This is a genomic window from Tolypothrix sp. PCC 7712, from assembly GCF_025860405.1.
Lineage (GTDB): Bacteria > Cyanobacteriota > Cyanobacteriia > Cyanobacteriales > Nostocaceae > Aulosira > Aulosira diplosiphon.
On sequence record NZ_CP063785.1, the window covers coordinates 7,972,677 to 7,999,483 of the forward strand.

27 protein-coding genes are annotated in these 26,807 nt (G+C 42.6%); 16 read left to right on the forward strand and 11 right to left on the reverse strand.

Going from position 1 to position 26,807, the window contains the following annotated elements:
* Nucleotides 1-253: 253 nt before the first annotated feature.
* Nucleotides 254-2,866, reverse strand: a complete 2,613-nt coding sequence (locus HGR01_RS32405) for a TIGR03960 family B12-binding radical SAM protein (protein WP_045868163.1) — start codon at nucleotides 2,864-2,866, stop codon at nucleotides 254-256.
* A 183-nt stretch (nucleotides 2,867-3,049) separates the two neighbouring features.
* Nucleotides 3,050-3,352, reverse strand: coding sequence for an STAS domain-containing protein (locus HGR01_RS32410; RefSeq protein ID WP_045868162.1), 303 nt, complete (start codon nucleotides 3,350-3,352; stop codon nucleotides 3,050-3,052).
* Between the two features lie 471 nt (nucleotides 3,353-3,823).
* Here HGR01_RS32410 and HGR01_RS32415 point away from each other — a divergent pair, with 471 nt between their 5' ends.
* Both HGR01_RS32415 and HGR01_RS32420 read left to right on the forward strand, forming a co-directional pair.
* Nucleotides 3,824-4,021, forward strand: a complete 198-nt coding sequence (locus tag HGR01_RS32415; RefSeq protein ID WP_045868161.1) for a hypothetical protein — start codon at nucleotides 3,824-3,826, stop codon at nucleotides 4,019-4,021.
* A gap of 354 nt (nucleotides 4,022-4,375) precedes the next feature.
* The gene (locus HGR01_RS32420) at nucleotides 4,376-5,551 is read left to right on the forward strand and encodes a pyridoxal phosphate-dependent aminotransferase (RefSeq protein ID WP_045868160.1); all 1,176 of its coding nucleotides are present in this window, start codon (nucleotides 4,376-4,378) and stop codon (nucleotides 5,549-5,551) included.
* A gap of 84 nt (nucleotides 5,552-5,635) precedes the next feature.
* On the opposite strand, the gene HGR01_RS32425 is transcribed toward HGR01_RS32420, so the two are convergent.
* Complete coding sequence (locus tag HGR01_RS32425) at nucleotides 5,636-5,983, reverse strand: hypothetical protein (protein WP_194007915.1); 348 nt, start codon at nucleotides 5,981-5,983, stop codon at nucleotides 5,636-5,638.
* A 234-nt stretch (nucleotides 5,984-6,217) separates the two neighbouring features.
* On the opposite strand from HGR01_RS32425, the gene clpS reads away from it, so the two are divergent.
* Together clpS and HGR01_RS32435 are read left to right on the forward strand one after the other, a co-directional pair.
* Nucleotides 6,218-6,499 carry an ATP-dependent Clp protease adapter ClpS gene (gene clpS, locus HGR01_RS32430; RefSeq protein WP_045868159.1) on the forward strand — a complete coding sequence of 94 codons (282 nt, stop codon included), beginning with the start codon at nucleotides 6,218-6,220 and terminating at the stop codon, nucleotides 6,497-6,499.
* 64 nt (nucleotides 6,500-6,563) lie between these two features.
* Nucleotides 6,564-7,415 (forward strand): CPBP family intramembrane glutamic endopeptidase, encoded by an 852-nt coding sequence (locus HGR01_RS32435; protein WP_045868158.1) that lies wholly within the window; start codon nucleotides 6,564-6,566, stop codon nucleotides 7,413-7,415.
* A gap of 163 nt (nucleotides 7,416-7,578) precedes the next feature.
* Here the strand turns inward: HGR01_RS32435 and HGR01_RS32440 are convergent, their stop codons facing one another.
* The 5 genes from HGR01_RS32440 to HGR01_RS32460 all read right to left on the reverse strand — a co-directional run bounded on the left by HGR01_RS32440 (nucleotide 7,579) and on the right by HGR01_RS32460 (nucleotide 12,017).
* Nucleotides 7,579-7,821: a type II toxin-antitoxin system VapC family toxin gene (locus HGR01_RS32440; RefSeq protein WP_263419966.1), complete on the reverse strand. Its 243-nt coding sequence runs from the start codon at nucleotides 7,819-7,821 to the stop codon at nucleotides 7,579-7,581.
* Nucleotides 7,791-8,021 carry a hypothetical protein gene (locus HGR01_RS32445; RefSeq protein WP_045868157.1) on the reverse strand — a complete coding sequence of 77 codons (231 nt, stop codon included), beginning with the start codon at nucleotides 8,019-8,021 and terminating at the stop codon, nucleotides 7,791-7,793. Before HGR01_RS32445 ends, HGR01_RS32440 begins: the two co-directional genes overlap by 31 nt.
* A gap of 50 nt (nucleotides 8,022-8,071) precedes the next feature.
* Nucleotides 8,072-8,707 (reverse strand): pentapeptide repeat-containing protein, encoded by a 636-nt coding sequence (locus tag HGR01_RS32450; RefSeq protein ID WP_045868156.1) that lies wholly within the window; start codon nucleotides 8,705-8,707, stop codon nucleotides 8,072-8,074.
* Nucleotides 8,704-10,098, reverse strand: coding sequence for a DICT sensory domain-containing protein (locus tag HGR01_RS32455; protein WP_045868155.1), 1,395 nt, complete (start codon nucleotides 10,096-10,098; stop codon nucleotides 8,704-8,706). Before HGR01_RS32455 ends, HGR01_RS32450 begins: the two co-directional genes overlap by 4 nt.
* A 329-nt stretch (nucleotides 10,099-10,427) precedes the next feature.
* Nucleotides 10,428-12,017 carry a photosystem II high light acclimation radical SAM protein gene (locus HGR01_RS32460; protein WP_045868154.1) on the reverse strand — a complete coding sequence of 530 codons (1,590 nt, stop codon included), beginning with the start codon at nucleotides 12,015-12,017 and terminating at the stop codon, nucleotides 10,428-10,430.
* A 601-nt stretch (nucleotides 12,018-12,618) separates the two neighbouring features.
* On the opposite strand from HGR01_RS32460, the gene HGR01_RS32465 reads away from it, so the two are divergent.
* The 4 genes from HGR01_RS32465 to HGR01_RS32480 all read left to right on the forward strand — a co-directional run bounded on the left by HGR01_RS32465 (nucleotide 12,619) and on the right by HGR01_RS32480 (nucleotide 15,762).
* Nucleotides 12,619-13,014: a DUF1830 domain-containing protein gene (locus HGR01_RS32465; RefSeq protein ID WP_045868153.1), complete on the forward strand. Its 396-nt coding sequence runs from the start codon at nucleotides 12,619-12,621 to the stop codon at nucleotides 13,012-13,014.
* 489 nt (nucleotides 13,015-13,503) lie between these two features.
* Nucleotides 13,504-13,965: a DUF4079 domain-containing protein gene (locus tag HGR01_RS32470; RefSeq protein WP_045868152.1), complete on the forward strand. Its 462-nt coding sequence runs from the start codon at nucleotides 13,504-13,506 to the stop codon at nucleotides 13,963-13,965.
* Between the two features lie 213 nt (nucleotides 13,966-14,178).
* Nucleotides 14,179-14,733: a hypothetical protein gene (locus HGR01_RS32475; protein ID WP_045868151.1), complete on the forward strand. Its 555-nt coding sequence runs from the start codon at nucleotides 14,179-14,181 to the stop codon at nucleotides 14,731-14,733.
* Between the two features lie 246 nt (nucleotides 14,734-14,979).
* Nucleotides 14,980-15,762, forward strand: coding sequence for an ATP-binding cassette domain-containing protein (locus HGR01_RS32480; protein ID WP_045868150.1), 783 nt, complete (start codon nucleotides 14,980-14,982; stop codon nucleotides 15,760-15,762).
* A gap of 77 nt (nucleotides 15,763-15,839) precedes the next feature.
* Here HGR01_RS32480 and HGR01_RS32485 read toward each other — a convergent pair whose 3' ends face one another.
* Nucleotides 15,840-16,610 (reverse strand): response regulator transcription factor, encoded by a 771-nt coding sequence (locus HGR01_RS32485; protein ID WP_045868149.1) that lies wholly within the window; start codon nucleotides 16,608-16,610, stop codon nucleotides 15,840-15,842.
* Nucleotides 16,611-17,173: 563 nt separating this feature from the next.
* Between HGR01_RS32485 and HGR01_RS32490 the strand changes: the two genes are divergently transcribed.
* From HGR01_RS32490 to HGR01_RS32520, 7 genes are all read left to right on the forward strand, one after another.
* On the forward strand, nucleotides 17,174-17,428 hold the full coding sequence (locus tag HGR01_RS32490; RefSeq protein ID WP_045868148.1) for a DUF6761 family protein: 255 nt from the start codon (nucleotides 17,174-17,176) through the stop codon (nucleotides 17,426-17,428).
* Nucleotides 17,429-17,598: 170 nt separating this feature from the next.
* Nucleotides 17,599-17,769, forward strand: a complete 171-nt coding sequence (locus HGR01_RS32495; protein ID WP_264264436.1) for a hypothetical protein — start codon at nucleotides 17,599-17,601, stop codon at nucleotides 17,767-17,769.
* Nucleotides 17,770-17,837: 68 nt separating this feature from the next.
* Nucleotides 17,838-19,187 carry an NB-ARC domain-containing protein gene (locus HGR01_RS32500; protein WP_052335063.1) on the forward strand — a complete coding sequence of 450 codons (1,350 nt, stop codon included), beginning with the start codon at nucleotides 17,838-17,840 and terminating at the stop codon, nucleotides 19,185-19,187.
* Nucleotides 19,188-19,227: 40 nt separating this feature from the next.
* Nucleotides 19,228-19,614 (forward strand): 6-pyruvoyl trahydropterin synthase family protein, encoded by a 387-nt coding sequence (locus HGR01_RS32505; RefSeq protein ID WP_045868146.1) that lies wholly within the window; start codon nucleotides 19,228-19,230, stop codon nucleotides 19,612-19,614.
* A gap of 275 nt (nucleotides 19,615-19,889) precedes the next feature.
* Nucleotides 19,890-20,426, forward strand: coding sequence for a hypothetical protein (locus HGR01_RS32510; protein WP_052335062.1), 537 nt, complete (start codon nucleotides 19,890-19,892; stop codon nucleotides 20,424-20,426).
* A gap of 140 nt (nucleotides 20,427-20,566) precedes the next feature.
* Nucleotides 20,567-20,848: a hypothetical protein gene (locus HGR01_RS32515; RefSeq protein ID WP_045868145.1), complete on the forward strand. Its 282-nt coding sequence runs from the start codon at nucleotides 20,567-20,569 to the stop codon at nucleotides 20,846-20,848.
* A gap of 292 nt (nucleotides 20,849-21,140) precedes the next feature.
* A complete protein-coding gene (locus HGR01_RS32520; RefSeq protein WP_045868144.1) occupies nucleotides 21,141-21,356 on the forward strand; it encodes a hypothetical protein in 216 nt (71 codons plus the stop codon).
* 60 nt (nucleotides 21,357-21,416) lie between these two features.
* Here the strand turns inward: HGR01_RS32520 and ribD are convergent, their stop codons facing one another.
* Nucleotides 21,417-22,601: a bifunctional diaminohydroxyphosphoribosylaminopyrimidine deaminase/5-amino-6-(5-phosphoribosylamino)uracil reductase RibD gene (ribD, locus tag HGR01_RS32525; RefSeq protein ID WP_045868143.1), complete on the reverse strand. Its 1,185-nt coding sequence runs from the start codon at nucleotides 22,599-22,601 to the stop codon at nucleotides 21,417-21,419.
* A gap of 91 nt (nucleotides 22,602-22,692) precedes the next feature.
* Nucleotides 22,693-22,830 (reverse strand): hypothetical protein, encoded by a 138-nt coding sequence (locus HGR01_RS32530; RefSeq protein ID WP_155538977.1) that lies wholly within the window; start codon nucleotides 22,828-22,830, stop codon nucleotides 22,693-22,695.
* Between the two features lie 140 nt (nucleotides 22,831-22,970).
* Here HGR01_RS32530 and HGR01_RS32535 point away from each other — a divergent pair, with 140 nt between their 5' ends.
* A complete protein-coding gene (locus tag HGR01_RS32535; RefSeq protein ID WP_045868142.1) occupies nucleotides 22,971-26,753 on the forward strand; it encodes a tetratricopeptide repeat protein in 3,783 nt (1,260 codons plus the stop codon).
* Nucleotides 26,754-26,807 lie beyond the last annotated feature (54 nt).

Below are 26,807 nucleotides of genomic sequence, written 5' to 3' on the forward strand. Positions count from 1 at the left end.
TGAGTTACTGATTCACACGGTAGCTATAGAGAGAGTGTGTTCTTTAACCTGCCTCAGTTTATCCGGGATAAAATCCTAGAAGTTGCACTCTCATATCTTTGCCTTTGCTCCCTGAGTATCAGGGTTGTGAACCAGCTAATTCAATGCAGCGCCAGAAAATTTCTCTTCATCCCATTCTAACGCAACCTTGCCAAAAATCAATTCCCACGATGTATGATGTCAGGGCAACTACTAGCCAGTTGCCCTTGACGGATTATATACCCAAAACGAGCCGATTGCGCTGGATATGCCAGAGATGAAATTCTGTGTGAGCTACATTTTCTAGCATAAACAGGATTTGTTCGGGACGCAACAGCACACCATCGGGACGACAGATACCTAGATAACGCAAGGTAGCTGTAGGCTCTGGTTGATTAGTGTTAGTTGCGACTAACTCTAGTTCCAACAAGCGATCGCGCAGATTTACGATTTGGTGTTTACCGGACTTGGTAATTTGTTCCCAGAGAATTTCTGTTTTGGTGTGAATTTGCTCAATCCAGCTTTGCCATTGTGCAGGTGTGGCTTCTCCTGTAACAGAAACAGTAATTAAATATTCTGCTGCTTCTATAATTTGGCTAGCTGCGGGAGCTTTTAAATCCAATTCCTTGACATCATATATAGGTATATCTGGGGGTAACTCCTTCGCTAAATTGGCTCGGAATGTCTTGACATCTACTGGCACAGTTAGCTCAAAATCCACAATTTCGCCTGTGCTTGTAGCTCCTAAAGCTAAAGCATTAGCCACAGAAATCCGGGGATGGGGATGAAAACCACCTGTAAAAGAGACTGGTAAGCTGGCTCTTCGCACTACTCTATCAAATAGACGCATCAAATCTAAATGGCTGACTAAAGCCATGTCTTTTTGCTTACCGAACCAGACTCGCACGCGTTGGACTCTAGCGGTATTTGGTACAAATTCCCCAGCAAATTCTGGGACTGCTGGTGGCTCAATGACAATATTATGTCCAAAATCGGTGCCACAGACACCACAGTGAGAACACCCCTCAAAAGAGCAATCAGGAACGATCGCGGCTTCTAAGGCCCTTTGTAGGTCTTCTTTGAGCCACTTTTTGTCAATTCCTGTATCAATGTGATCCCAAGGGAGAGGAGCATCGAGGGAAGGAGACAATCCAACTTCACTGCTTTGCTCTTGGGTGGTGGCAAATAAATTCCATTCACCCTGTTCCACTTGGCGGTATTTCCAGTCTAAACCTGCTTGCGCGATCGCGCTTCCCCAAGCTGCAAACGCTTTGTCCATACTTTCATACCAGGAATCCATACCTGCACCCAATTCCCACGCGCGGCGGAGAACTTTTCCTAAACTGCGATCGCCTCTACCTATAAAGTCTTCCATTGCCGACAGCCGCACATCAGTAAAATTTACTTTTACTCCTCTAATGCGGCGGAATTCTTGTTTGAGTAACTTTTGCTTGCGTTGAAATTCAGCGGTAGAAACTGAATGCCATTGGAATGGTGTATGGGGCTTAGGGGTAAAGTTAGAAATTGTCAAGTTAAAATTTAGCGGTCTTCTGCCCTGTCCGCGACATTCTCTTTGTAACCAACTCACCGTTTCGGCAATGCCAATGACATCGGCATCTGTCTCACCTGGTAAGCCGATCATAAAATACAATTTGATTTTATCCCAGCCTTGCTCCCAAGCTGTTTTTACACCCCTGAGCAGTTCTTCATTGGTCAAACCCTTATTGACAATGTCCCGCATTCTTTGGGTGCCGGCTTCTGGAGCAAAGGTTAGCCCTGATTGTCTGGTTCCGCCTAGAATGTTGGCAATATTTTCATCAAATCTGTCTACTCGTTGGCTAGGAAGAGACAGAGTAATATTTTCATTTTTTAAACGATTTTTAATTTCCATCCCTACTGCTGGGAGGGATAAGTAATCTGAACAACTTAGAGACAGCAGGGAAAATTCATTGTAACCAGTCGCCCGCATTCCCTGTTCAATGGCTTCTACTACCTTATCTGGCGCGACATCCCGCGCTGGACGGGTCAGCATTCCTGGTTGACAAAAACGACAACCGCGAGTGCAACCACGGCGAATTTCAATTGTTAAGCGATCATGTACTGTCTCGACATAAGGCACTAGCCCAATAGAATAAGCAGGTATGGGTGTAGCTACCCGTCTGAGAATTCGTTTGGGGACATTGTTCGCTACAGGATTGACTGAACCATCTGCCGCCATTTGGTAAAACTGGGGAACGTATACCCCTGGGATTTGAGCTAAGTCCAGCAATAATTCCCTGCGGCTCAAAAGAGCTTGTTTACCTTCTTGCAAGACTAAACCAATTTCTGGCAGTAGTTCCTCGCCATCGCCGAGGGCAATAAAGTCGAAGAAGTCTGTGTAAGGTTCTGGATTAGAGGTTGCTGTTTGCCCTCCCGCGAAAATCAGGGGGTAATTACCTGCTGCTCGTTCTTCCCAGGTAAGGGGTATACCTGCCAAATCCAACATTTCTAAAATATTGGTGGCTCCCAGTTCGTAACTCAGACTAAACCCTAAAATGTCAAATTCTGTCAGCGATCGCTTCGACTCTACTGCAAACAATGGTGTGTTTGTTGCTCGGAGTTTAGCTGACAGATCTGTCCCAGGGAGGTATGCGCGATCGCATAACTGCCGCGGCTGGGCGTTGAGGATGTTATAGAGAATGATATGTCCTAGGTTGGAGGCTCCGACTTCATATACTTCCGGGTAGGTTAGCACCCAACGTATTGATGCGGTGTCCCAAGGTTTATGTACTGCTAGGCGCTCATTACCTAAGTAACGCGCTGGTTTTAAAATATCCGGTGTGATTAACTTTTCAACTGCAACAGCCACTGTGCTATCTTCTAGCTACCTTAATTACAGCTACTCACCTCCAACATTAGCATTGATTAGGTCTTTCTACAGAATTGTTTACCGCAACTTACAATTCTGTTACAAAGTTGTCTGTCCCGGTTACCCTCAACAGCAGCATTGCTTAATTATTGTGAAGTCAAGCTGCTGCACATCAGGGCGACCTTAAACGATTTCAAATACCTGATCGAGTTGTGTTAATTCAAAAATAATTCTAATTGACGGAGACACAGAGCCAAGCTGGAGACTTCGTCCTAAGCTCCCAGCCAGTTTCAGCGCAGAGACCAATGCCATTAACCCGGCACTGTCTAATGATTCTACTGCTGCCAAATCCACTAACAAGATCGAAGTATCATCTTGTGTCAACGCTGTAGTTAGATCCCGCTCAAATTCTAAAGCGTTAGCGGCATTAAGGCAGCCTTGAGGACGAATAAATGTAACTTTTGGACATTTAAGTACCGCTTGCATAATGAAATCCTAATTTAAAGTTATTGAACCTTAAAGCTTAGATGTATTTGAACATAAACTTTTTTTCATAACATCGACCATTTGTCTTATGTTTCTTTGCTAAATCTTTATAGGTTTTCTACCTCTATTTAAAGATTGTTGTAATTATTAGTTAAAATGTATGTATATATACTTTTTTTTCACTCAAGTTCAAAAACAATCAACATAGCAATTCCAAGAGCAAAATCAATCTCCGTAGCTATGCTGAGACTGTTGATTTTATCTATAGCTAAGGATGATGTCTATTAACGTTTGGTTACTAGTAAAAGCCCCCAGTCTTCACCCTGTCAGCCGCAGATACTAGCTTTCATCTTGTTGTACTTTTACTAGACACTTGTGATCTATATCACATCGAGTTGGGCATCTGGATCACTTTTTATACCAAACTTTATCTTGGATAATTAACAGCAAATACAAATTGGCTAAGTCTTTATGAGAACTAGACATGCTATTCGTCAATTGGTAGAAAAAGCCCTTTATATTAAAAAATTAACTCCTGAAATTGAAAATGAAATCAATTCAGAATTAACTGAAATGGGTTACATATCTGACGTTGATTATGAAGCTTTAGAGTTATTAATGGCAGAGATGGATGCAGGTCGAATTAAATTAGTTCCTAGCTTAGGTTAGTAACAACAATCGCTGAGAATTGTAGCTTTTGCCTCTATCTAGAGCTATATAAATTGAGAATATTTCCGAGAATTGTAAGACTGTAGCCTTGACAAATAGTACAGCTTGGTAAAATTAAAGCTACCTGAACCTAACCTAGGGAAGCGTTAAAGCGCGAATGGTCAGCATATCCACGGCTACGAATTTCTGAAGCAGCTTGATTTTTTACCTTTTGGTGTTGGTCTGTCACCGCAGCCATACCAACATAATGCCCTGAGCTTGGCGTTATTTTGGCGTGAGTTGGAGATTTCGTTACCTACTCTGGCGTAAACTGTGCTAGTGAGCATCAAAAATTTGCATTAGTAGTAAGTCGCCATGCAGTTCGCTAAACGCCTAGAAAAAATTCCTCCCTACCTGTTCGCTGAAATTAACCGCAAACGGCATGAACTTGAAGCTAAGGGAGTTGATATCATCAATTTGGCGATCGGCGATCCAGATAAACCAACTCCGGCTCATATTCTCCAGGCAATGCATGAGGCGATAGATGACGCTGCTACTCACAACTATCCACCCTATCAAGGTACTCAAGAATTTCGGGAAGCCGCCGCTAAATGGATGGAACGTCGGTTTGGTGTGGCCGATTTAAATCCAAATACAGAGGTTGTCTGTTCGATTGGTTCTAAAGAAGCGATTCATAACACCTTTTTAGCTTTTGTCGAAACAGGAGACTATACCCTCATACCCGATCCTGGTTACCCAGTGTACCGAACTGCAACATTATTTGCTGGTGGTGAGCCTTATACAATGCCTCTGAAGGCAGAAAATAAATTTTTGCCTGACTTGAATATGATTCCAGAGGAAATTGCCCATAAAACGAAACTTTTATGGATTAATTATCCTAATAATCCGACGGGGGCAATAGCAACACTAGATTTTTTTGCAGAATTAGTAGCTTTCTGTAAGCAGTATGATATTTTGCTCTGCCATGACAACGCTTACTCAGAAATGGCATACGATGGCTACAAACCCCCCAGTGTGCTAGAGGTTCCAGGTGCCAAGGATGTAGCAATTGAGTTTCACAGTCTGTCTAAGTCCTACAACATGACAGGCTGGCGGATTGGTTTTGCGGTTGGGAATCCGATTGGGATTAAAGGCTTAACCCAGGTGAAAAGCAACGTCGATTCTGGGGTATTTAAGGCAATTCAACAAAGTGCGATCGCAGCCTATTCTACCAATGAAGCAGAATTACAATCTCTCATCTGCGTTTACCAAAATCGTCGAGACATTATTGTCACAGGGTTGCAATCTCTAGGCTGGCCAATTCAGCCTCCACAAGCTACTCTTTACGTTTGGGTTCCAGTTCCCCCAGGATATACATCCACAGAGTTTGTTACCCTGTTACTTGACAAATGCGGCATTCTTGTGCCTCCAGGTAATGGTTATGGCACATCTGGAGAAGGCTTTTTCCGGATTGCCTTAACCATAACGGATGAGCGAATGCATGAAGCAATTCAACGCCTAAAAGATGCTGGGATTAGATATGAGGCATAAGGGCATTGGGCATTGGGCATTGGGCATTGGTAATGGGTAATTGGTAATGGAACTTTTGAGTTTCTCCCCTACTCCCTCATCCCCCTAGCCCCTAACCCCTTCCTGCCAAACTAAGTGAATAAACTGATGCAGTTGCTGCTTGGCTAGTGCGTCAGGTTCTGTTTTGGGTTCTTTCGCTAAAACCTGACTTAATACTGTAATGACTTCTGTGTCTAAGGCCGGTTGAAATAAATTTACAGGCCATAGCAAATCGGATGCATCTCGTAAGTCAGTGATTTGGGGCGGTTCTGTAAAAAAATCGACCAGCACTAAAGGACGTACCCAGCACAACTGGCGCGAAACCACGACTTGAATGACTTCTGCATATAAATTCTTGTCGCCATGTTTTAACGAAACAATTTGTCCTGATTGAAATTCCAGGCTTATCTCCATAATCAAGCAGCTTCAAGCAGCAGGAATAATATTGTAGTTTTCTTCATGGTAAAACTGAGATGGCGCTACAGCTGCAACCTGAAGGTAATACCATGACAGCTACAATTTTTTAGACCTCGATTTCGCAATCAAACTCAGTCTGAATATAAATGTTATAAAATAGGTGAATAACTGTTAAGCGATCGCAAGACAGATACTCTGTTGTAGTAAATCAACCAAGAAAGAGCAAGAGCCGTGTCAGTCGAAACCATTGAGAAGCGTTCCACAACCCGCAAGCTCGCGCCTCAGTATCGCGTTTTGCTCCATAATGACGACTACAACTCTATGGAGTACGTGGTACAGGTACTAATGACCACAGTGCCGAGCATCACCCAGCCCCAGGCTATTAGCATTATGATGGAAGCCCATACTAACGGGCTAGCTTTAGTGATTACTTGCGCTCAGGAACATGCTGAGTTCTACTGTGAAACTTTGAAAAGTCACGGTTTGAGTAGCACTATTGAACCTGATGAATAATCATACGTCATCAATTATGAGTCTCAATTTAAAATGTTGACTTGTAACTGTTGACTGTTTTTACATGAAAATTAACCTGCTCGATTTAGCTCAACGCCCTGCCCCTATAAGGCTGGGTTGTTTTATTTTGGCTTTGTTATTGCTATGGTTGCCTGTTGCTGCACCAATATACTTACTAGTGGATGATTCTAATTTAGAAAGTATATTAACAATGGTACTGCTATATGTAGAATTTATTTTGCTACTGCGGTTATGGGGTAAGTATGTTGATCAAGAACCTCAAATACTACGGCATTATGGCTTAGAAATTTCTCGTCAGAACGGTGTAGATTGGCTGCGTGGTTTGGCGATTGGATTAATTACTGTATTGATAGTATTTGGATTGCAAGGTGCTTTTGGTTGGTTAGTGTGGCAACAACCGCAAGTTTTTTTATTAAAAATTGTTTTAGAAGGTTTAATTGTTGGTTTCGCTGTAGGTTTTGCTGAGGAATTATTATTCCGAGGTTGGTTGTTGAATGAATTGGAACGTAATTACAACCCAAATATTTCTTTATGGATAGATGCAATTGTATTTGCTGGATTACACTTTATTAAGCCTTTAGCAGCAATTATTCATACACTGCCGCAATTTCCAGCTTTAGTATTATTAGGATTAACGCAGGTATGGGGCAAGCGCTGGCGTAGAGGCAGACTTGGTTTACCAATTGGGTTACATGGTGGTTTAGTTTGGGGCTATTACATTATTAATATTGGGAGATTAATCAAATATTCTGGGCAAGTTCCTGATTGGGTTACAGGTGTGAATAATAATCCTTTACAAGGTGCAATGGGTGTTTTATTTATGACTATATTAGCTTTGTGGATGCGAGGAAAAACCACAAATTTGCTTTCACCAAATAGTGTGAACACTAGATAGTTGAATCTTGCTGTCCCTACTAATCACAGGAACTCCGAGATATAAGGCTGTAGCTGCAATAATGCGATCTGGTAAATCTGGTACTTGTGTGCTATTAACTAAACATAAAGCTTGAGCAATATGACGATCAAAAGGAACTTCAACTAATACAGCATTCCTTGCATCAACAGCTGCAAGCCAACGTTCCCAACGTTAGTGCAGAAATGCGTCCTTTCTCGCTTAAATAAACAATCTCGGCTAAGGTAATCGAAGCAAATGCAATTTGATCGCCATCAGATACTATTTGCTCGATCATATCTTTTGCTGTTGTCGATAGCCGGGAATCGCCAAAAATGTACCAAATGACTGTATGGGTATCAGCTACAGCACGCAGCATTAAATATCCTCCCGTGGGAAGTTGATCCATTCCTCGCTACGGGATTCATCAATTTCCTCTGTGCTGGGGGCTGAACCTAAATCAGCACACAAACCCCACAATGATTTGCGCGGAATGGGCACTCCATACATTAATTCGCGTTCTAAATCAGGGGTAATTTCCTGAATTAATCGCAACTTGTCCACACTAGAAAGTTGCTTTGCTAGCTTAATTACATCATTTAGGCTCACAACTTTTCACCTGCTTCACCTGAGAAAATTCTCACAATGCTTAAGTCTGATTAAACTCTCTCCACAACTGTTCCTACTACGCAAGCCCTATCTAAATTCACACCGTTTAAATTCGCACCTTCTAACTCAGCACATAATAAATTTGCGCCAGTAAAATTAGCTCCAGCTAAGTTCGCTCCACGCAAATCGGCTTCTTCGAGATTGGCTTCGCTTAACAACGCCCCTTGCAAATCAGCACGGGTTAAGTCTGCACCTTTGAGATTTGCTCCTGTGAGGTTAGCACCGCGCAAGTCAGCACTGCGTAAATCAACGCCTTGTAAATTGACGTTCATCAAATTAGCGCCACTCAAAAAAGCACCTGTCAATGACACATCACTGAGTGTCGCACCCATAAAGTTAGCACCGCGCAAATTGCTACCACGCAAGTCAGCACCAGTTAAATCTGCTTGCATCAAATTTGCTCCCATGAGGTTTGCCCGTAAGTCGGTGGCTTGGAGGTTGGCTCCCATCAAATTTGCGCCTTCTAAATGTCCACCTTCAAATTTGGAACCAGTGAAATTGGCACCTACAAGGGTAGCACCTGCAAGATTGATGCGGCTTAAATCAAGTTGAGAGAGTTCCTCGTCTTCTAAATTTGCTCCTGGGAGTTGTTTAAGAGTTCCTAATTTAATAGCTTCAATATTCATTGTGGGTAACTACCAATCTCCTCACTACTCTTACTGTGACTATCCCAACGGGAATCAATTAGCCACATTCCGGCACTGACTTTGGTTTCTATTAAAGGTAAGTCTAATCCTTGTTGCAAACCCATGACTAACAAAGCTAGGGTATCTACAAGTTTAGGGTCAAAGCGGGTTGATTGTTGTTTGCACTCATCTAAAGCTTGAGTAAAAATTTCCTCTCGGCTGATTTGGGGAGATTTTTTCTGATTGACTCGCCATTGAAAGTCTGCAACTAAGGCTAAAATGCGTGATTCTAGGGGAATTTCATCTCCAGCTAAACCGGCTGGCTCTCCTGAACCATCCCACCACTCAGTTTGATGAGTAATAATTTGAGCAACTGCTCGTAACCTGGGCATGGTTCGCAATACTTGTGCGCCGGGTACTAGGGGACAGCTTAAGGGACGATTGGAGTCTTCTTCGTGGTAACGTCTAGAGCTACCTGGCACCAGAACGCTTTCGGCTTTTTGTAAAGGATCTATGCGGTGCAACAAAGCGGCTAGGCGCAATCTTTTAATTTGCCATGCAGGGAGATTTAATAATTGCCCTACTGTTTCGGACAGGGCTACGACTTCCGCCGCAGCCATTGGGTTATTAATATCTGCCAAATCTATTAATTGTGCCATCCGCAAGAATGCTTGGATTTCATTAGAAACCAAGTTGTTGTCTAGTACTTGCTGACGTAGCGCTGTGGGAACGGGTAAATTTTCCTGCCCAGTCTGGAGGTAATCAACGACAAGGGAAACAACTGCACTCAAATCTTCTGGTGTCACTAAACTAGGCTTAATGGCATCTTTATAGGCAGTTAATTTGTCTGCTAGTTCTGGGTTTAATGGTTTAATATGAGCGATCGCTAATTCTGCTGTCTCTCTGACTAACTCTGGCTCAAATGTCCATAAGCCATAAAATTTACGCTCTAAGTCTGATGCGGGTAGCCCACCACTGCCATAATCAGCTTCTGATAATTCTTGACAAATTACCATTGCTGTGTAATTAGGCGAGAGAATAATTAAGTGCCACTCTTGAGCTACAGGGTCGGTGGGATCTAAAGCTACTAAGTCTACATTCGGTAGTTTGCTGGTAGAATGTTCCGCAAAACCAGCATCGGAGGCAGCCATAATCACAATTTGGCCGCTTTTTTGAGCGATGTCTGCGTATCTTTCTGCTTCTTGGAGATACCATTTACCTCGTTGGAAGGCAGTAATCACTAAGGGCTGACCATCATCTTTGAGAATATGGTCTTCCAAGGCATGACACAAGGCAACTAGGGTATTTTTGTAATACACTCCGAAGCGAATTGGTCTAACACTACGGCGATGATTACTTTCTAATTGTTGGAGTATGGAGCCTTCTAACATGGGGTTTGTTTAAATCAACCGCGAAGGTGGGCGTAAGATAAAAAATTTTAATTTTGTCTATAACTTTTTCAGTTTACTTTTTGCTGTATGAATTACGCTACAGACCAAAAGTCTGAATATTTATACAAAAGTTAGCTTACGTAAATTGGGAATGGTGAGACAGCGCTGCGGGAGGGTTTCCCTCCGCAGGCGACTGCGAACCCGAAGGGGGCATGGGGCATTGGGAATGGGGCATGGGAAAGATAGATTTTCTTATTTGGTTGTGGGTTGATTTTGAAGATGCGAGTCTCAAATTTGGAGTAGGCAAAAAGCCTACCCCAGATGCTTAATTAAACACCTACTAATTGTTTGTCGTTTTTCTCCATTGGCGCAGATAGTGCTGCTTCTAAATCAGCACAACCCAATTTCTCTTCCAAGATTTTCATAACTTCACGTCCAAAATCGTTGGGGTTTTGTTGCCAAGCTTGCAAGCAGACTTCACCAAAAAATGAACCCAAGGGTTCTGGATTCCACAGGAGTTTTTTGGCTGTCCACGGCATTAAGCTCATAGGATTATACCCAGGTTTGAGAATACCTTGTTTAAAGGCATATTCTTCTAAATGGGTGTGAGGTTGTAGTCCAATAAAGAAAATGGCTGGTTCAACTTTATCTGCGCCAAAAATGCGTTCGAGTTCACGGTGATAGGCGATGGTTTGGCGGATGGTTTCGGGACGTTCGTCAATAACGTTAAAGGAGTAGTTGACGGAAACTAAGTCATTGAAACCAGCAGCTTTTAAATCGCGACAGTTTTGCAAGACAGTACGCAGGTTGTACCCCATCCGCATTTTCCGCACGAGTTCTTGAGAACCACTGGTAATTCCAATTTCAAAGTAATTCATCCCAGTTTTCGCCATCAATTCGCACAATTCGGGTGTGAGATTGTCGGCTCTGATGTATGCTGCCCAATGGATATCTGTCATCCCAGAATCGACGATTTTTTGTAACAGTTCTGCTGCATCATCGATAAATTTTCTGGCGGGGATGAATTGGGCATCGGTAAACCAGAAGTTGCGAATACCGCGATCGTATAATTGACGTATCTCGGCTACTACTTCATCGGCTGGGTTAATGCGTACCTGTTTGCCTTCAACTACGGTGTAGACGCAATAACAGCAGTTATGAGGACATCCGCGTTTGGTTTGGACACCAATATAAAAGTCTTGCCCTTGGAGATAATAGTTAAATTCTGGCCAGATGGTTTCGATATAGTCGTAGTTACAAGCAGTCTTTTCTAGCGGTGTGGGTTGTTCGTGAATTAAGCGCTGTCTTGGTTGCGCTTCTCCGACTACATAGCAGCGTTCATCACGAAACTCTTTACCACTTAAAAATTTAGTTAAGAGGGTTTCTCCTTCACCTACAGAGATAATTGTGCCTGCAGGTAAGCTTTTACCCAACTGTTCGTAAAATACGCTAACTGCACCACCACCAACAACTGCACGCGCAGTTTTCGCATACCTCTGGGCGCGTTTTAAGCCACGTTTAATTAATCCCAGATTGCGCCATAACTCTACGTAGTAAGCAATGAAAATTCGCAAGCCACCCAAAGCCCCGCGTAATTTTATCAGCGGATTCTTCGCGTAGTAGAATTCAAAAGCGTTTTGTAACGGGTTGCCACCACGACCGCCCACTGGGGCATATATTTGGATATCTCGCCAAGAAAATACTAGCAGTGTAGGCTTAAATTCATCGATACAGCGCTCTAAGGCTTGAGCATAGTCTAAAGGTGGTACGCATCCCAAATCAAAGATACGCTGCTCAATATTAGAAAACTGTTTGTGGACATGATCGCTAAGGTAGACAACCCCAATGGGAAAGATGGGGTTACAGGGAAGGCGAACGTAAAGAATTCGATTTTCCATTGTGCTTGCGTTAACTGCCATCTTGCCGTTTCTGTGGGGAAAGTGAGTGAAAAAACATCCAGTTGTTAACTGTATGTATTGATTTAGGCTGCTTGATTTGAGCGCGATCGCACTTAACATTTAAGCTATGTCTCGCTCAAAGCGAATTCCCTACTGGTAACTTTTGAAATAGCAAAAATTGCTCGGCATACCAGTAGGTATGATAGCCATAGGTTTGGTTTATGAAGATTTTTTGCTTATAGCTTTACCATAACATTGAGTCTATTCCTTAAGCGACGATTCTCATCTATAACTCTGGGAATTAGTCGCTCAAAAAAATTTACTTGTAATACAGCCTAGCGATCGCGGGATCATCGTTATCCTCTACACTCAAATTTCTGCGATTAAAGAAGTTATATAACAACTTGTTTATCAAGGAATGCATATACAAGATCTTCCTTTATAGTGTATAATTATAGAAAAATTAGATATATTTACAAAAGTTTCACAACTTATACATATCTTTAGATAGAAATATTGCAGAAATATGCAGTTGGTAGTCGGAGTTACAGCTTATGGGGATCGCCCAGTGTTACTTTTACAGATGTAATGTAAAATTGTGGCGTAAAGCTCCTCAGCAGTTATGGCTCAAATATTAGATCCACTACCACCTGAGCAATCGGGAACTATTCTCTGCTGCTACGTAAATGCCACGAGCAAAATCCAGGTTGCCCGCATCTCCAACATTCCTAATTGGTATTTTGAAAGGGTTGTTTTTCCTGGACAACGGCTCGTGTTTGCAGCCCCTAAAGAAGCTCAAATGGAGATTCATACAGGGATGATGGCAAGCGCAATATTATCGGATACTATTCCTTGTGTTCGCCTTGCAATTAATGAGGATGGTACTTATGAGTTGGGTAGCAGCTCATCAGTAGCAATAGACTCTATTAATAAAACATCAATAGTGCAGCCAATTAATACAAAAACTGACGATACAACAAAACCTTTAACAATCGCTGGTTTAGCTTCCGTTGATTAAAAAAATTTTCTCAAAATTAGGGGTTGCTGAAGCCAGCAGCCTTTTTTGTTGAGTAGTGGTTTGGTGTTTGGTGTTTGGTATTTGGTGTTTGTTAGAGAAACGTTTTAACAGGTATTAAGGAAGAGATTTGAGAGAATTTACATATTAATCCCGCTTTTGTCACTCCAGGAAAAGAAAAATCAAAGCCAAATTTTGAACTGTAGATAGAAAGGACATTTGAGCGTTTATTTTCTAACACAATGGCTGAAATGATTTTTTCTTGGTAAAAGTCTTATGCTATCAGCATTCCAGATTATTCTTCCCCGAAAAAGATAAAAGAGGGTTAATAGGGTGTTGCTTGTCCCCTTTGCTTTTTTATCTCCTAATTCATTTCTCAGTCCCCAATACCCAGTCCCCATTACCCCTTATCCCCAGAGGGGGCCCCGAGTTCCCCAGTCCCCAATCCCTAATCCTCAGCCCCCATGACCCTTTCTCTTCTACAATCAATGTATGAATTTGCCTTCTTTTCTTTGGTTGTGGAAAATAGCGGCTTGGTCAATGGGGTTATCCTTGCTAGCATACGTGATGTTAGCGACCACCGGTTTTTGGATGTTTAAAGCGAGAAGTTCGCAAAATCCCCCTAATATACCTTTCTTAAATAGAGGAAATGCGGGGATGCGATCGCTCCACTATACAATAGGCATTAGTATGGTCGGTTTAGTGCTACTACTACTGGCGATTGGTATTATTGGCACGTTGGGCCATTTCGGTTCGCTAGGACATTCATCTCACTTGGCTGCTGGGTTGGTAGTAGTAGGATTAGTTTTGCTATCTGCTGTTAGTGCAACCCAAATTAGTCCCGAAAGACCTTGGGTGAGAACTTTACACGTAGGCACAAATATTATTCTGTTTATAGGTTTTGCTTGGGTATCACTCACAGGTTGGAGTGTCGTCCAAAAGTATTTACCTTAATTCTTGAGCTTATTAGTATAAAAGTACTATTGAGATGCGATCGCAAAAGCAATTCTCTAAATTAGTAAGCACTTTAATGCTGAACATAGCACTAAAGTGCTTGCTGTATTTATATGCCAAAGTGTGAAAGCAGCTCTTTAATTTCAGCGAAAATGAACGGCTTGCTCAGTCCTTGGTTAGGATGAAATAAAAGTCAATGATTGTAATTGAGCCGTGACTGCAAACTTAGTTAACACCTCAACTTCTGTTTTTCGCCTCTCGCCGTTGATTAGAATAACGCTGCTGAGTTTATACTTAGCACTCACAGTTCCATTACCATTTTTAGCGCAGGTAACAGCAGCACCTACACCACCAGCTTTATTGTGGCTAGGAATTGGAATTGGTTTTATGGCTTTGTATGCAGTGTTGACAGAACGAGTCATTTTAGATGACCAAGGAATTCAGGTGACTTATCCTGTCTGGGTACCGCGATTTTTTCGTAAAGGTTGGTTATTAAACTGGTCTGATGTCAAAGAATTAAAACCCCGCACCACAGGTCAAGGAGGTATAGTATATTATTTTCTCAGCCAGTCAGGACAAGCTTATTTATTACCAGTGCGTGTAGCGGGATTTGCCAAACTGGTAAGACAAGTACAAGAAAAAACGGGTATAGATACTACAGATGTTCGCCCGTTAGCCCAGCCTTGGATGTATATAATTTTGTTAGGTTTCACGTTATTATTACTGTTGGTAGATAGCTGGACTATCACCACAGCCTTAAATCAATAATTACTAATTCGTAATTCGTAGTTCGTAATTAACAAGGCATAGTAAATCAGGGTATTGAAGGAAAAAATAAATATTTATTTCTTCTTTCAACTCCAGTAAGATTAACTACGAATTACGTAGACGCGCAGTGGTGAAGCAGTGCGTTGGGCGGGTTTCCCGACTTGAAGCAACTGCTGAACCCGAAGGGCTTGCCGCAGGCTATTATCAATTACGAATTATATTGACCCTTTCCCCAGCAACTTGAACTTGGATAATGTCACCCCTAAAGCCACACTCAGGTTAGAGCAAGTCAATCTATTTACAAAGCTCAAAACCCAAATTTCCAGCAATCATCAAGGATACCCAATATTGCAGGATATGAGTTTCGAGGTACGCGCTGGAGAACGGATTGTGATTGTCGGCCCATCAGGCGGAGGAAAAACAGCCTTACTCAAGCTGATAAACCGCCTGATTGAGCCGACTAATGGCAAAATATTTCTGGAAAATCAGGAATATCGCCAAATTCCTATATTCCAGTTACGCCAGGTAGTGACACTGGTATTGCAAGAGTCTAAGCTTTTAGGGATGACAGTTGAGCAAGCTTTAGCTTATCCACTAGTTTTGCGTGGTTTATCCAAACAGACAATTCAGCAACGAGTAAGTCATTGGATAGAACAACTGCGTATCCCTAGTGATTGGTTGGGAAGGACGGAAGTGCAACTTTCTGCTGGACAACGACAGCTAGTAGCGATCGCACGTGCTTTAGTTATCCAACCAAAAATCTTATTATTAGATGAGCCAACCTCTGCCTTGGATGTTGGTACAGCGTCTCATGTTATAGAAAATTTAACCCAGCTGGCTACCACTCATCACATCACAATTCTGATGGTAAATCACCAGCTAGAACTAGCACAGGAATTTTGCACCCGACTTTTACACCTACAACAAGGTCGGTTGTTGGCAAATCAACCAGTGTCTGAAATAGACTGGTTCAACTTACGCACCAGCTTGATGCACGCAGAAGCTCAAGCCTCTGAAGAATGGGGTTGATTAAGAGTCCAGAGTCAAAAGTCAAAAGTCAAAAATCTATGAAATTTTTTAATTTTGAATTTTCTGCTCTGATTCAGCTATACACGTTGAGTACTAAGGGTTGAACGCTGATTGCTAAATCTCTCTTTAGCTAACTTTGCTGGTGAGTTGGGAATATTGGAATTCAAAATTTCCATGTTAAATCGGTATCCCACATTGCGGATGGTTTGAATTAAACTAGGTTGGCGAGGATCTAGTTCAACTTTTTTCCGCAGCGATAAAACATGAGTATCAATAGTTCGGGGATTGTCAATAGCGTCAGGCCAAGCACGACGTAGTAACTCGGATCTAGAAAGAGGTACTCCTCCCGCTTGGGCTAAAACGTATAATAAACTAAATTCTTGGGGTGTTAAGTCAATAAACTCCCCTTGAAATCTCACCCGGCGTTGCACTAAATCAATTTGCAGCGAACCGTAATCCAGATAAGCTGGTGCTACTGGTGTGCGGTTGCGGCGAATTAGTGCTTCTACTCTGGCGAGAAACTCTTGCATTCCAAAAGGTTTACTCAGGTAATCATCTGCTCCCGCCTTCAAACCAGCGACAATATCAGATTCATTACTACGAGCAGATAGCATTAAAATTAAAGGTTGTTGTTGACGATGCAACCAACGGCAAAACTCAATGCCATCACCATCAGGTAAATCAGCATCCAGAATTACCAATGTTGGTTGCTGGTTTAAAAACACTTCCCTTGCTTGATAAATGCTGGCGGCTTGGTGTACTCGATATTCCAACTGTTGTAAGTGCCAACCTAGCAACGACCTGAGATGGGGATTCCCCTCAACGATTTCAATACAAACCGAACCCACGGTGGCAAGACCCCTTAGCGTTGATGAATTTCAAAGTAACAAGCCCAGTCTCAAGGTTTTGTAGTCTTTGTTACTCCTACTACTATTCTCTTTATATTTCCTTATAGAAATATTGGCTAGAAGTTTAACTTATGCTTTAGCCCCAGCCAATTAGTAATTTTATTAAATTTTTGTTATAATTATTTAAATTAGTGCTAGATGAACATCCAAGCTCCTACAACGCAGTAATCCAACACAACTTAATCACCAAAAAGCTAACCCTTAGCTATTTGTCTTTCTTATCTTTCAGCTTGATGGTGAAAACAGATTGCACCTTGCATCAGTTTAGTGTTGACTTACACAGATAAAGCTGAGATGTTACTAAAAGTAAATTATAAAAATAGCTTACCAAATAATCTTATTCTCGCTTTTCTGGAATAGGATCTAAATACGTTGTAGCTGCTGGAGGGTAATGCCCAAAACAGAGATATTGATTTTGACTCAATGCCAGGGGGAAAGTGACACTTCACATTTCCGCGTGAATCATTTACAATTCTCATTCCAAAGAGATTAATTCAGCAGTTATGCTCCAAGACACACAAACCATCCGCTATTACCAAAGACTGACCGACGCCTTCGTCGAGCTATGGAATCGTGGTTATCGCATGGATGATATGCGGATGTATTTGGATGGATATCTCGCCGCTCTGCGGCACGGCAACGCAATCGAGCCTTATCTGATTCATCGTTTAGAAGAGGAAGCAAGCCGCTACCTTTACGACGCATCAAACTTTGCAATGACTCAACCAGAACCGGAACCACAACACGATTACTATTAATGCTGCGCTCCGTTTTTGAGCGTAACCACTAATCAACGCAGATGATTATAACATATTACCTGCTTTGATCAAGGGGTTTAGTGGTGTGAAATACTGGAGAAATTTTTTTGATAAAAACTATCCCCTTAGTGATATTTTAGATTTCCCTATATCACTGAGGGGATTTTTAAGTGGGGATTGGGGACTGGGGGCTGGGGGCTGGGGACTGGGGACTGGGGATGAGGGAGATGAGGGAGATGAGGGGACAAGGGGAAACACCAAACACCAAACACCAAACACCCAATTACCAATTACCAATTACCTATTACCTATTACCCAGTTTGCTAAGAAATGTAAATTGATGGGTTGACTGCATAAAATCTTGATGAAGCGTTGATAGGTTAGTGCAGCTTTAGTAGGACGACCTTATGTGACAGCCGTAGAATTAACTTTCGAGCAAGCAATGCTGGTATTAGACAGAGTGTTGCAGACAAAGCATTTAAGTAACATTCAAGAGTTAGTATTGCGATTGTGCTGGAAAGGATATACCTATGCAGAAATTGCTGAAAGCTCAGGTTATGACGATGATTACATCCGAGATGTAGGCTTTCGGTTATGGCAGACACTTTCAAAAGCACTGGGAGAAAACATCGCTAAAAGTAACGTTAAAACAGTGCTGCGAAGGTATTATGCCAACTTTGTACCAGCAGAATCAGCAGGATCTAACACTACAGCATTTCCCAATGCGAAACCCCAGCGCCGTCAAGATTGGGGAGAAGCGATAGATGTTTCAATTTTTTATGGACGCAAAGCAGAACAAGCATTACTGGAAAAGTGGATTATCCAAGAAAAATGCCGCTTAGTAATGCTGCTAGGAATGGGGGGAATAGGTAAAACAGCTTTGTCTGTGAAGGTAGCAGAACAGTTACAGAGTAAGTTTGATTTTGTAATTTGGCGTAGTCTCCGTAATCGCCCACCGATTTCTACTCTCCTGCGGGATTTAATTCTGTTTCTCTCGCAAGAGACAGAAGTAAATTTACCAGAAACCACAGATGGTCAAATTTCGTGTTTGATTAAGTATTTACGTTCCCAACACTGCTTGATTTTGCTGGATAATATCGAATCGATTTTTCAGGAAGGGGAAACCGCAGGACATTATTCCCCAGGATATGAGGGATATGGTCAACTTTTGCGCCGTGTGGGAGACGAAGTACATCAAAGTTGTTTGATATTTACTACTAGGGAGACTCCCAGCGGGTTTACAGCAAGGGAAGGTGACACTTTGCCAGTGCGATCGCTTCAATTAACTGGATTACCACAATTAGAATCGCAGCAAATCCTCTCAAGTAAAGGATTAGTCAATTCAGTAGCCGAAACTAAGCAGCTAATTCAATCTTATACAGGTAATCCTTTAGCATTGAAAATTGCTGCAACAACGATCCAGAGCTTATTTGATGGCGATATTTCCCAATTTTTACAGCAAGGGCCAGTTGTTTTCGGTGACATTTGGGTAATTTTAGAGCAACAGTTTCACCGCCTGTCTGCTAACGAAAAGCAAGTCATGTACTCCCTAGCACTCAAACAAACCTGGGTAACGCTAACGGAATTACAACAAGATGTTGTACCGAAAATTTCTGAAGGAGAATTATTAGAAGCACTTTTGTCTTTACAAAGGCGATCGCTTCTCGAACAGCAATCAGGACGCTATAGCCAACAGCCTGTAGTTATGGAATACGTAACTGACAACCTGATGGGGCAGGTTTGCTGTGTGCTAAGTTGAAATTGCTTCCTGACTTAGCACTCGTTATGGTGATTGCAAAATGCCCGAATGGAAACTAGTAACAGAATTTACATTTGATAGCGCTCACTACATCAAAGATTACGATGGCCCTTGTGGCCGGATGCATGGGCATACCTATAAAGTCAGAATGGAGGCAAAATCATCACAACTTCACTCTTCAGAATTTTGTCCACATCCGGTTATGGTGGCTGACTTTAGAACTTTGCGTTGGGCGAAACAAGACGTAACTAAAGGAGGACTCGACCACTGCGTGCTTAATGAAGTCTTACCCCCAGAATATGAAACCACTGCTGAGATGATTGCCAAGTATATTTATGACCGAACTAAGCAGCAGTTACCGCCAAATGTAGAACTCAAAGTAAGGGTTTCAGAAACAGCAAATAGCTGGGTTGAGTATCAAGAATAATTTTAGTTAAAGTTTGCTTTGGTTAACCTTTCAGCTTCTCGATGTTAATTCGGGGAGCTATTTTTTATGGGTGACTGAAGATACCCACTATTTATACCATTTTGGATTTTAGATTTTAGATTTTGGATTGAGAATTAGTCTTTGTGTAAGAGTTCTGTCAATCCATCTGTCGCATTCTTGTTTCAAATTGGTATTACTTTTTTTTCTGTACAAATTCAATCAATAAAGGTATAACTATATACTAGCAACAATGAGTTTTTGATTTCAAAACCACTATGGCAAAATACCAGCCTTTGTTTACCACCCTTGCTTTATGCTCTCTCTCCCTGAGTACCATGACTAGCAGTAGCTTGGCTCAAAATAAAGCTGCAAATCAAGCTAGCTTACAAGCACAGGCTAATACTTCTACTTCTGTTTCTACTTGCCCGTTACCCACAGAAATTGCAGTAACATTTTTAAAATCTGAATGTCAAGAAGTGAAACTCACAGAAGCTAAAACTTACTACCGTTACTTCAGTAGTGATACTAATAAATTTGGTAGATATCTCACTACCAATCTTTACAACAATAATGTAGAAGTAATTAGAAAATTAGCCTTAAAACAAGAATGGGGCAACCAAGCGAAAATAATGTTAACAGTCACTGTACCGGCTGGAACGAAAGTGTATCAAGGAATAGTCGCGCCTCAAGAACCTTCACAATGTTATCCAGGCGGCGGACAGCAAATATTTATTCAGAATTCCAAAGATCCAAACTTAAAATGGTCTGAAGGAACCCCATTGCAAGTAGCAGAATTTAAGTGTCCTTTATAAAAGGTGCCAAATTAATCACTTCCAGATAAAATTTGTACAAAGTTGCGATCGCAATTTTGGATATTTAACCGACATCCAAAAACTGAGATGCTCATAAACGGCGATCGCAACATTATTTACCAATATCTCTAATTAAAAAGATGGAAGCAAAAAAAGTAGAATTTCTGAAGCTGATTGATCAAGCGCTAGATGTAGGAAAATCGATGCTTGATACTGGATATCCGTCTTCAGATAGATTAAATAACTTAATCGATCAATTACAGCAAATTAAAGCCGAAACGATTAGCGATCGCTTAGAATCATCAGGTGGAACTGTCACACTAGGCTTGGCGCGGGAAGTTGCTGATTGGATTGAGAATTTAGATTCACCCTTATTAAAAGCTGTAGGCGCAATAGAGATTTATTACCAGCAACAACTATAAAGTCGAAAATTATACCAATTATTATGTAATTCTATTTGGTTGTAGGCAGTTACACTAATTTTGTTTTTTCAAAAAACACTAGTAAAATTAAGCATATATACTGTATAATTTTAGTCAAATCTTCAAAGGAATTTGTCAATTTAAATAACTGATTCTGAACGTTCATAAAGAAATAAATCAGTTTATTAAGGTTTTAATAATACTTATCTCAGCTTCGACATTCATTCCGTTATTTGCTGCTGTAATTGTGTAATCTGAAAACAGCTAAAGCTAATAATGAAATTGAGGTCTGATGACTCCTACGATTATGCGTCAGCTATGGTCTGTGGTTGAAACCGCGCAAACCAAGACCCTATTACAGCTAGACGATGCTAGCTTGGTGCAATGGTTAGTCAAACAAACCAACACCCAAGCATTGTTAGAACCGAAAGAAACAGATTTTCTCTGTGATTACATACAATCTCGTTTGTCTTTGATTCGCGATTTAGCTTATGAACGACAGTGTTAAGACAAGAGCGATCGCAATATCTTAGTCCTCAGTGTCAGGGCAGTAAAATTGGGCTATTGGCTATTGATGTTGTTGGGGTAAATAACCTTCTACCAAGCAATCAGAACCAACTACACGCCAGCGAACATTTTCTAAAGTTAAAGCTTCCGTCATCGTGGTAAAACCCAAATCGCCTACAGGCGTGGGAGCATGACTACCACCAATGATTTTGGGAGCGATAAAGGCAAGAATTTTTTGCACCGCTCTTTGTGCGATCGCACTTGCAGCTAAAGTACCACCACATTCCCACAGAACGCTACAAAAACCCCGCTCATACAAGTGCCCCATGACATTATCTGGTGTGAGTGACGTGAACTCCACCACTTCTACACCCTTTTGCCGTAACATTTCTTGAATATTCGGATTAGCGCCTACCTCCGTTAACACTAAAGTAGGAGCTTCCTCTGTTTCCCACAGGTGAGCATTTTCTGGCAAGTCGAGATGGCGACTCATCACCACCCGCAAGGGATTATGGGCCCCTACCTGATGGCTAGTTAAGTAAGGATTGTCTTGCCGCACAGTATTACCGCCCACAATAACAGCATCACAAGCAGCCCGTAGTTGATGAACTTCACCGCGGGCTGCTTGATTTGTTACCCAAGCACTATGACCGGAAGTAGTAGCAATTTTGCCATCCAAAGTCATGGCATACTTCAAAATACCTAAAGGGCGTTTGTAGAGAATGCGATGTACAAAAGCTTCATTGAGTTGCTGACAAGCTGCTTCTTCCACGCCTACTAAAACTTCTATACCTGCAGCACGTAACCGCGCAATCCCGCCGCCTGCTACTAGTGGGTTTGGATCTACCATCCCCACCACCACCTTTGACACTCCCGCATTAATCAAACCTTCCGAACAAGGCGGAGTGCGCCCGTAATGGTTGCAAGGTTCCAAACTCACATAAACAGTAGCACCGCGAGCGCTTTCTCCTGCTGCTCTGAGCGCAAAAACTTCAGCATGAGGTTCACCAGCACGGGGATGAAACCCTTCCCCCACAATTTCCCCATCCTTAACAACCACTGCACCCACCAAAGGATTTGGGGAAGTGCGTCCCAAAGCACGACGGGCGAGTTCCAAACACCGCCGCATCATCAGGGAATCAAAATCACTTCCTACCCTGTTCCCAGCCGAATCAACTGGAAGCGTATTTTCTGGAGTGTAGTTAGGAGATGCATCTGCTTGAGCGACCACAGGAGAATTATCCATAATTTTGGGGAACACTCTCAATATTTTCCACGCTAGCTGCTCTTTTGCGCGAGATTTTCACAGTAATATTCAGCTTTTACTTTTGGTGATCTTAACTTACAGGGTTGGGCATGGGGCATTGGGCATTGGGCATTGGGCATTGGTAATGGGTAATTGGTAATTGGTAATTGGTAATGGGTAATGGGTAATTGGGTGTTTGGTGTTTGTTATTTCCCCTTATCTTCCTCATCTCCCTTATCTTCCTCATCTCCCTTATCTTCCTCATCTTCCTCATCTCTCATTTCCCCAAACTCTGGGAATCGAGCAAATGTGGCGGTAGCTTATTTACAATCGAATCATCCCTATACTTAAGCTGCTATTCGCCTGAATATGGAATTAAATTTACGTTTTCCGGAAATTAATCAAGTTATTGTCAGGCTTGATGACCAAGAAACTAACACGCTAAATTTTATATCTCCCTTAACAGCCGAAGACTTGGAAGATATTCGCTGGTATTTTGAAGTCTATGCTAAAAGTTACACGGCTGATGTGGATGATGAACGGGCGAAGCGGATTGAAGATAACTTTCAACAATGGGGTGCAGGCTTATTTGAGGCTGTTTTTCAGAATCGCGCCGCCCAGAGGATATTTAATGATTTTCAAGATGCAGATGAACCAGGACGCTTATTAACTATTAGCGCCAGTCATCCGGCAATTTTATCTCTACCTTGGGAGTTGTTACGCGACCCAGCATCAGATATCTATTTATTTAATGAAAATCCCCGGATTTCTGTGCGTCGTCGCTTGGCGGGGGCGGGTGGTGGACGCAAACCGTTTAAAGTTCAGCCAAAAGAGAGTTTGCGGTTGCTATTTGTAGTCAGTCGTCCCAGTGATGCGGGGTTTATTGACCCTCGTGGAGAAGCCAAAGCGGTGTTAGATGCTGTGGCTCAAGAAGCAGCAGGAAAAATTGAGGTAGAATTTTTGCGTCCCGCGACTTTGGATAATTTAGTCGCCCGCTTAGAAGACTCACGCCTACCAGCGATTGATATTGTCCACTTTGATGGGCATGGCGTATATGACCCTGATGGCAGATTCCATAAGCTGGCGAAATCTAGTGACCCAGAAGGAGCGACCAAAGGGGAAAATGGCAATGGCAGCAATATGGGTTATCTGTTATTTGAGAATACAGAAGGCAAGATGGCCCTGATTAGCGCCGAAACCTTGGGAGAAATGCTGCACCGTCAAAAAGTCGGGTTAATTGTTCTCTCTGCTTGTCAGTCAGCAACAGTGGCGGGTGAGGATGCTATGGGTTGTGTCGCCGCCAGATTAACCCATGCAGGGATTCCCGCAGTATTGGCGATGACCTATTCAGTATTAGTAGTCACAGCCCATCAATTGTTTGCCAAATTTTATCAACGCTTAGTGCGGGCTGAAGGTATCGGCGCAGCCTTAGATAATGGACGACGGGACTTGTACCTCAACAAAGAACGCGGCGAAAGGCGAAGAGGAGACAAGCAAATAATTTTCAAATTACAAGACTGGTTTCTCCCAGCCTTATACCAAGCCGCCGGAGATACCCCTTTATTAACCCCCTCATCCGCCTCATCTTCCTCATCTTCCTCATCTCCCTCATCCCCCCCACCTACTACCAACCTCCCCGAACTCCAAGAAGCTGGTTTCTTCGGTCGCAGTCGGGAATTATGGGAAATAGAACGCTGGTTTATTCAAGGAACGCGGCGTATTACCATATCCGGCTTTGGTGGACAGGGAAAAACCTATTTAGCAGCCGAGGCGGGGCGGTGGTTGTCCCGCACGGGGATGTTTGAGAAAGTATGTTTTGTGAATTATGCCGCGTTTCAGGGTGTGGATGCTGTAGGCTTGGCGGTCAGTACCTTAGCGACGGTATTGGGACAGAATTTAATTGATGTGTCAGCCGCGACTGCTGCTTTGGGGCAAACACCGACGTTATTAATTTTAGATAACTTGGAAAGCTTACAGCCAGAAGCATTGCAAGAATTGTTAACCGTGGCGAAACAATGGTCTGAGGTAGGGCAATGTCGCCTATTACTCACCAGCCGCACACCGAATTTTTATCATTCAGATTATGCCATTGAAGGCAGTTTAAAACATCGCTCATTACCATTGTCGGGCTTAGAGTGGGAAGATGCTTTGGCTTATATCCAGAGTTTGTGGAAGCTACCGCCATCACCTGTATATAAACTGCCAGAACGAAATGAGTTGAGGCGATTATTTCGGTTAGTAGATTTTCATCCGCTTTCCCTCGGCTTATTGGCACGACAGTTGAAAATGCGCCCTGTGGCAGAGTTGGGGGAACGGTTGGCAGCGTTAATTGAGGAAACACCCGATAATCCCTTGTTAGCATCCTTGAATTTGTCTTTGGAACGGTTGGATGATAAGGCGCGGGAGTTGTTGCCGAAGTTAGGCGTGTTTCAGGGAGGGGCGATGGAAAATTTATTGTTAGCAATTACCGAGATTTCTGAGTCACAATGGCAACAGCTACGCCCAGCACTGGAAAATACAGGCTTGATACAACCAGAAAATCTGCCTGGTTTTAGTGTTCCTTTCCTGAAATTTCATCCCACCTTAGCCCCTGTTTTGTGGTCGCGCTTGTCACCGGAAGTACAAAGCGAACTCCTCGCCCGTTATCGCCTATGGCATTATGAATCATCTAAATATTTGTATTTTGAAGATCGCAACGATCCTTATTTTACCCGTATTATTGCCCAGAGAGAACTGCCGAATTTGCTGTATGCAGTCAACGGCTCGTTGGATACGGGGGAAAAATGGGTGGTGGAGTTTGTTCGTAATGTAAACCATATTCTCCAGGTATTCGGACTCAACAGAGATAGCGTTGCACTCACCCAACGAGTTGAACAGGTGCAGGTGGAAGTAGGTTCCCAGACATGGTATCTTGCCAGGACTAATGTAGGTCAGCAATTATATAACGCCGGACGCTATCAAGAAGCGGCACAGGTGTTTCGTGAGATACTCACGGGCTTAGGTGAGGAACCGAGTTATGAAGGCTGTCTGACTTTAAATCATCTAGGAAATTGCTTGCGGTTTCAAGGACAAACAGCACAGGCAGCAGAGTTTTACCATCAGGGGTTGGCAATGGCAACGCATTTGGAACAGTCTAACGATGTAAAGAGTCAGATGGGAAATTTGCAGGCTGATCTGGGTGTTGCGCTGATGTATATGGGGCATTACGATCAAGCACGAGAAGCCTATGAGGCTTCATTAGCTATTAAAGAGGAAATTGACGACTTTAGAGGTATTGCAGTAGCAAATGGGGAACTCGGCACCTTATTTCTGCGCCAAGGTAACCTCCGAGAAGCAGAACAATGCTTCATTAAATCACTGACTACTTTCCAGCGACTGAATGAACCAGCAGTGGAAGCTATGTATTGGCATCAACTGGGTAGGGTGTATGGACAAGCTAAGGAGTGGGATGCTGCCGAACATGCCTACCGAGAAGCGGCAAGAATTAATGAATCTCAAGGGAATCTAAAAGGTGCTGTAACGACTTGGAATGAATTAGCTTTAATAAATGCAGACACTGGTAAACAGGAAGATGCAGAGGCTTGGTTTCGCAAGGCGATCGCAGGTGCAAAAACTGCGGGAGATAGGTTACAAACATCAAGGTCACTCAACAACCTCGCTGACCTCCTGCAAAACCAACCCTGCCGCCTCCCAGAAGCGCGGCAATTAGCAGAAGAAGCATTGGCTATCGAGGAAACATTAGACCCTGCTGCGGCTGAGATTTGGAAAATTTACCATATTTTGGCAGATATTACTGAAAAACTAGGCGAAACCACCCAAGCTAAAGACTATCGTCGCCTGTCGCGGCAGGCAAAGGCAGCATTTGCGGGGACGCGCTATGAGTTACAACGGTTTGGGTGGTTTATTGCTACGGTAGTTACGACGGTAAATGATGCACAAGTGAAGCAACAGCTAGAACCTGTGCTGGAAGAATTGATCAAAGCTGGTTTGGTTAATCTCGTAGCTGCCATTCACCTGATATTAGACGGTGAGAGAGATGAAGATTTGCTGTGTGAGCCTTTGGATTTTTATGATGCTCCAATTATCAATGCTATCCTGCGGGGTATTGCCGATCGCAACACACTCAACGAGTTGTTAGACGAGCAGGGTTAAATAACTAGTCAGATAAATTAATTACACAACGTAGCAGAGCGGAAGGAAGGCGAT

Bases quoted from the DNA above. Each gene is read 5' to 3' on its own strand.
- HGR01_RS32410 (WP_045868162.1), bottom strand. From the start codon at position 3,352: ATGCAAGCGGTACTTAAATGTCCAAAAGTTACATTTATTCGTCCTCAA.
- HGR01_RS32415 (WP_045868161.1), top strand. From the start codon at position 3,824: ATGAGAACTAGACATGCTATTCGTCAATTGGTAGAAAAAGCCCTTTAT.
- HGR01_RS32420 (WP_045868160.1), top strand. From the start codon at position 4,376: ATGCAGTTCGCTAAACGCCTAGAAAAAATTCCTCCCTACCTGTTCGCT.
- HGR01_RS32425 (WP_194007915.1), bottom strand. From the start codon at position 5,983: ATGGAGATAAGCCTGGAATTTCAATCAGGACAAATTGTTTCGTTAAAA.
- HGR01_RS32435 (WP_045868158.1), top strand. From the start codon at position 6,564: ATGAAAATTAACCTGCTCGATTTAGCTCAACGCCCTGCCCCTATAAGG.
- HGR01_RS32440 (WP_263419966.1), bottom strand. From the start codon at position 7,821: ATGGATCAACTTCCCACGGGAGGATATTTAATGCTGCGTGCTGTAGCT.
- HGR01_RS32450 (WP_045868156.1), bottom strand. From the start codon at position 8,707: ATGAATATTGAAGCTATTAAATTAGGAACTCTTAAACAACTCCCAGGA.
- HGR01_RS32455 (WP_045868155.1), bottom strand. From the start codon at position 10,098: ATGTTAGAAGGCTCCATACTCCAACAATTAGAAAGTAATCATCGCCGT.
- HGR01_RS32460 (WP_045868154.1), bottom strand. From the start codon at position 12,017: ATGGCAGTTAACGCAAGCACAATGGAAAATCGAATTCTTTACGTTCGC.
- HGR01_RS32465 (WP_045868153.1), top strand. From the start codon at position 12,619: ATGGCTCAAATATTAGATCCACTACCACCTGAGCAATCGGGAACTATT.
- HGR01_RS32470 (WP_045868152.1), top strand. From the start codon at position 13,504: ATGAATTTGCCTTCTTTTCTTTGGTTGTGGAAAATAGCGGCTTGGTCA.
- HGR01_RS32490 (WP_045868148.1), top strand. From the start codon at position 17,174: ATGCTCCAAGACACACAAACCATCCGCTATTACCAAAGACTGACCGAC.
- HGR01_RS32505 (WP_045868146.1), top strand. From the start codon at position 19,228: ATGCCCGAATGGAAACTAGTAACAGAATTTACATTTGATAGCGCTCAC.
- HGR01_RS32510 (WP_052335062.1), top strand. From the start codon at position 19,890: ATGGCAAAATACCAGCCTTTGTTTACCACCCTTGCTTTATGCTCTCTC.
- HGR01_RS32515 (WP_045868145.1), top strand. From the start codon at position 20,567: ATGGAAGCAAAAAAAGTAGAATTTCTGAAGCTGATTGATCAAGCGCTA.
- HGR01_RS32520 (WP_045868144.1), top strand. From the start codon at position 21,141: ATGACTCCTACGATTATGCGTCAGCTATGGTCTGTGGTTGAAACCGCG.
- ribD (WP_045868143.1), bottom strand. From the start codon at position 22,601: ATGGATAATTCTCCTGTGGTCGCTCAAGCAGATGCATCTCCTAACTAC.
- HGR01_RS32530 (WP_155538977.1), bottom strand. From the start codon at position 22,830: ATGAGGAAGATAAGGGGAAATAACAAACACCAAACACCCAATTACCCA.
- HGR01_RS32535 (WP_045868142.1), top strand. From the start codon at position 22,971: ATGGAATTAAATTTACGTTTTCCGGAAATTAATCAAGTTATTGTCAGG.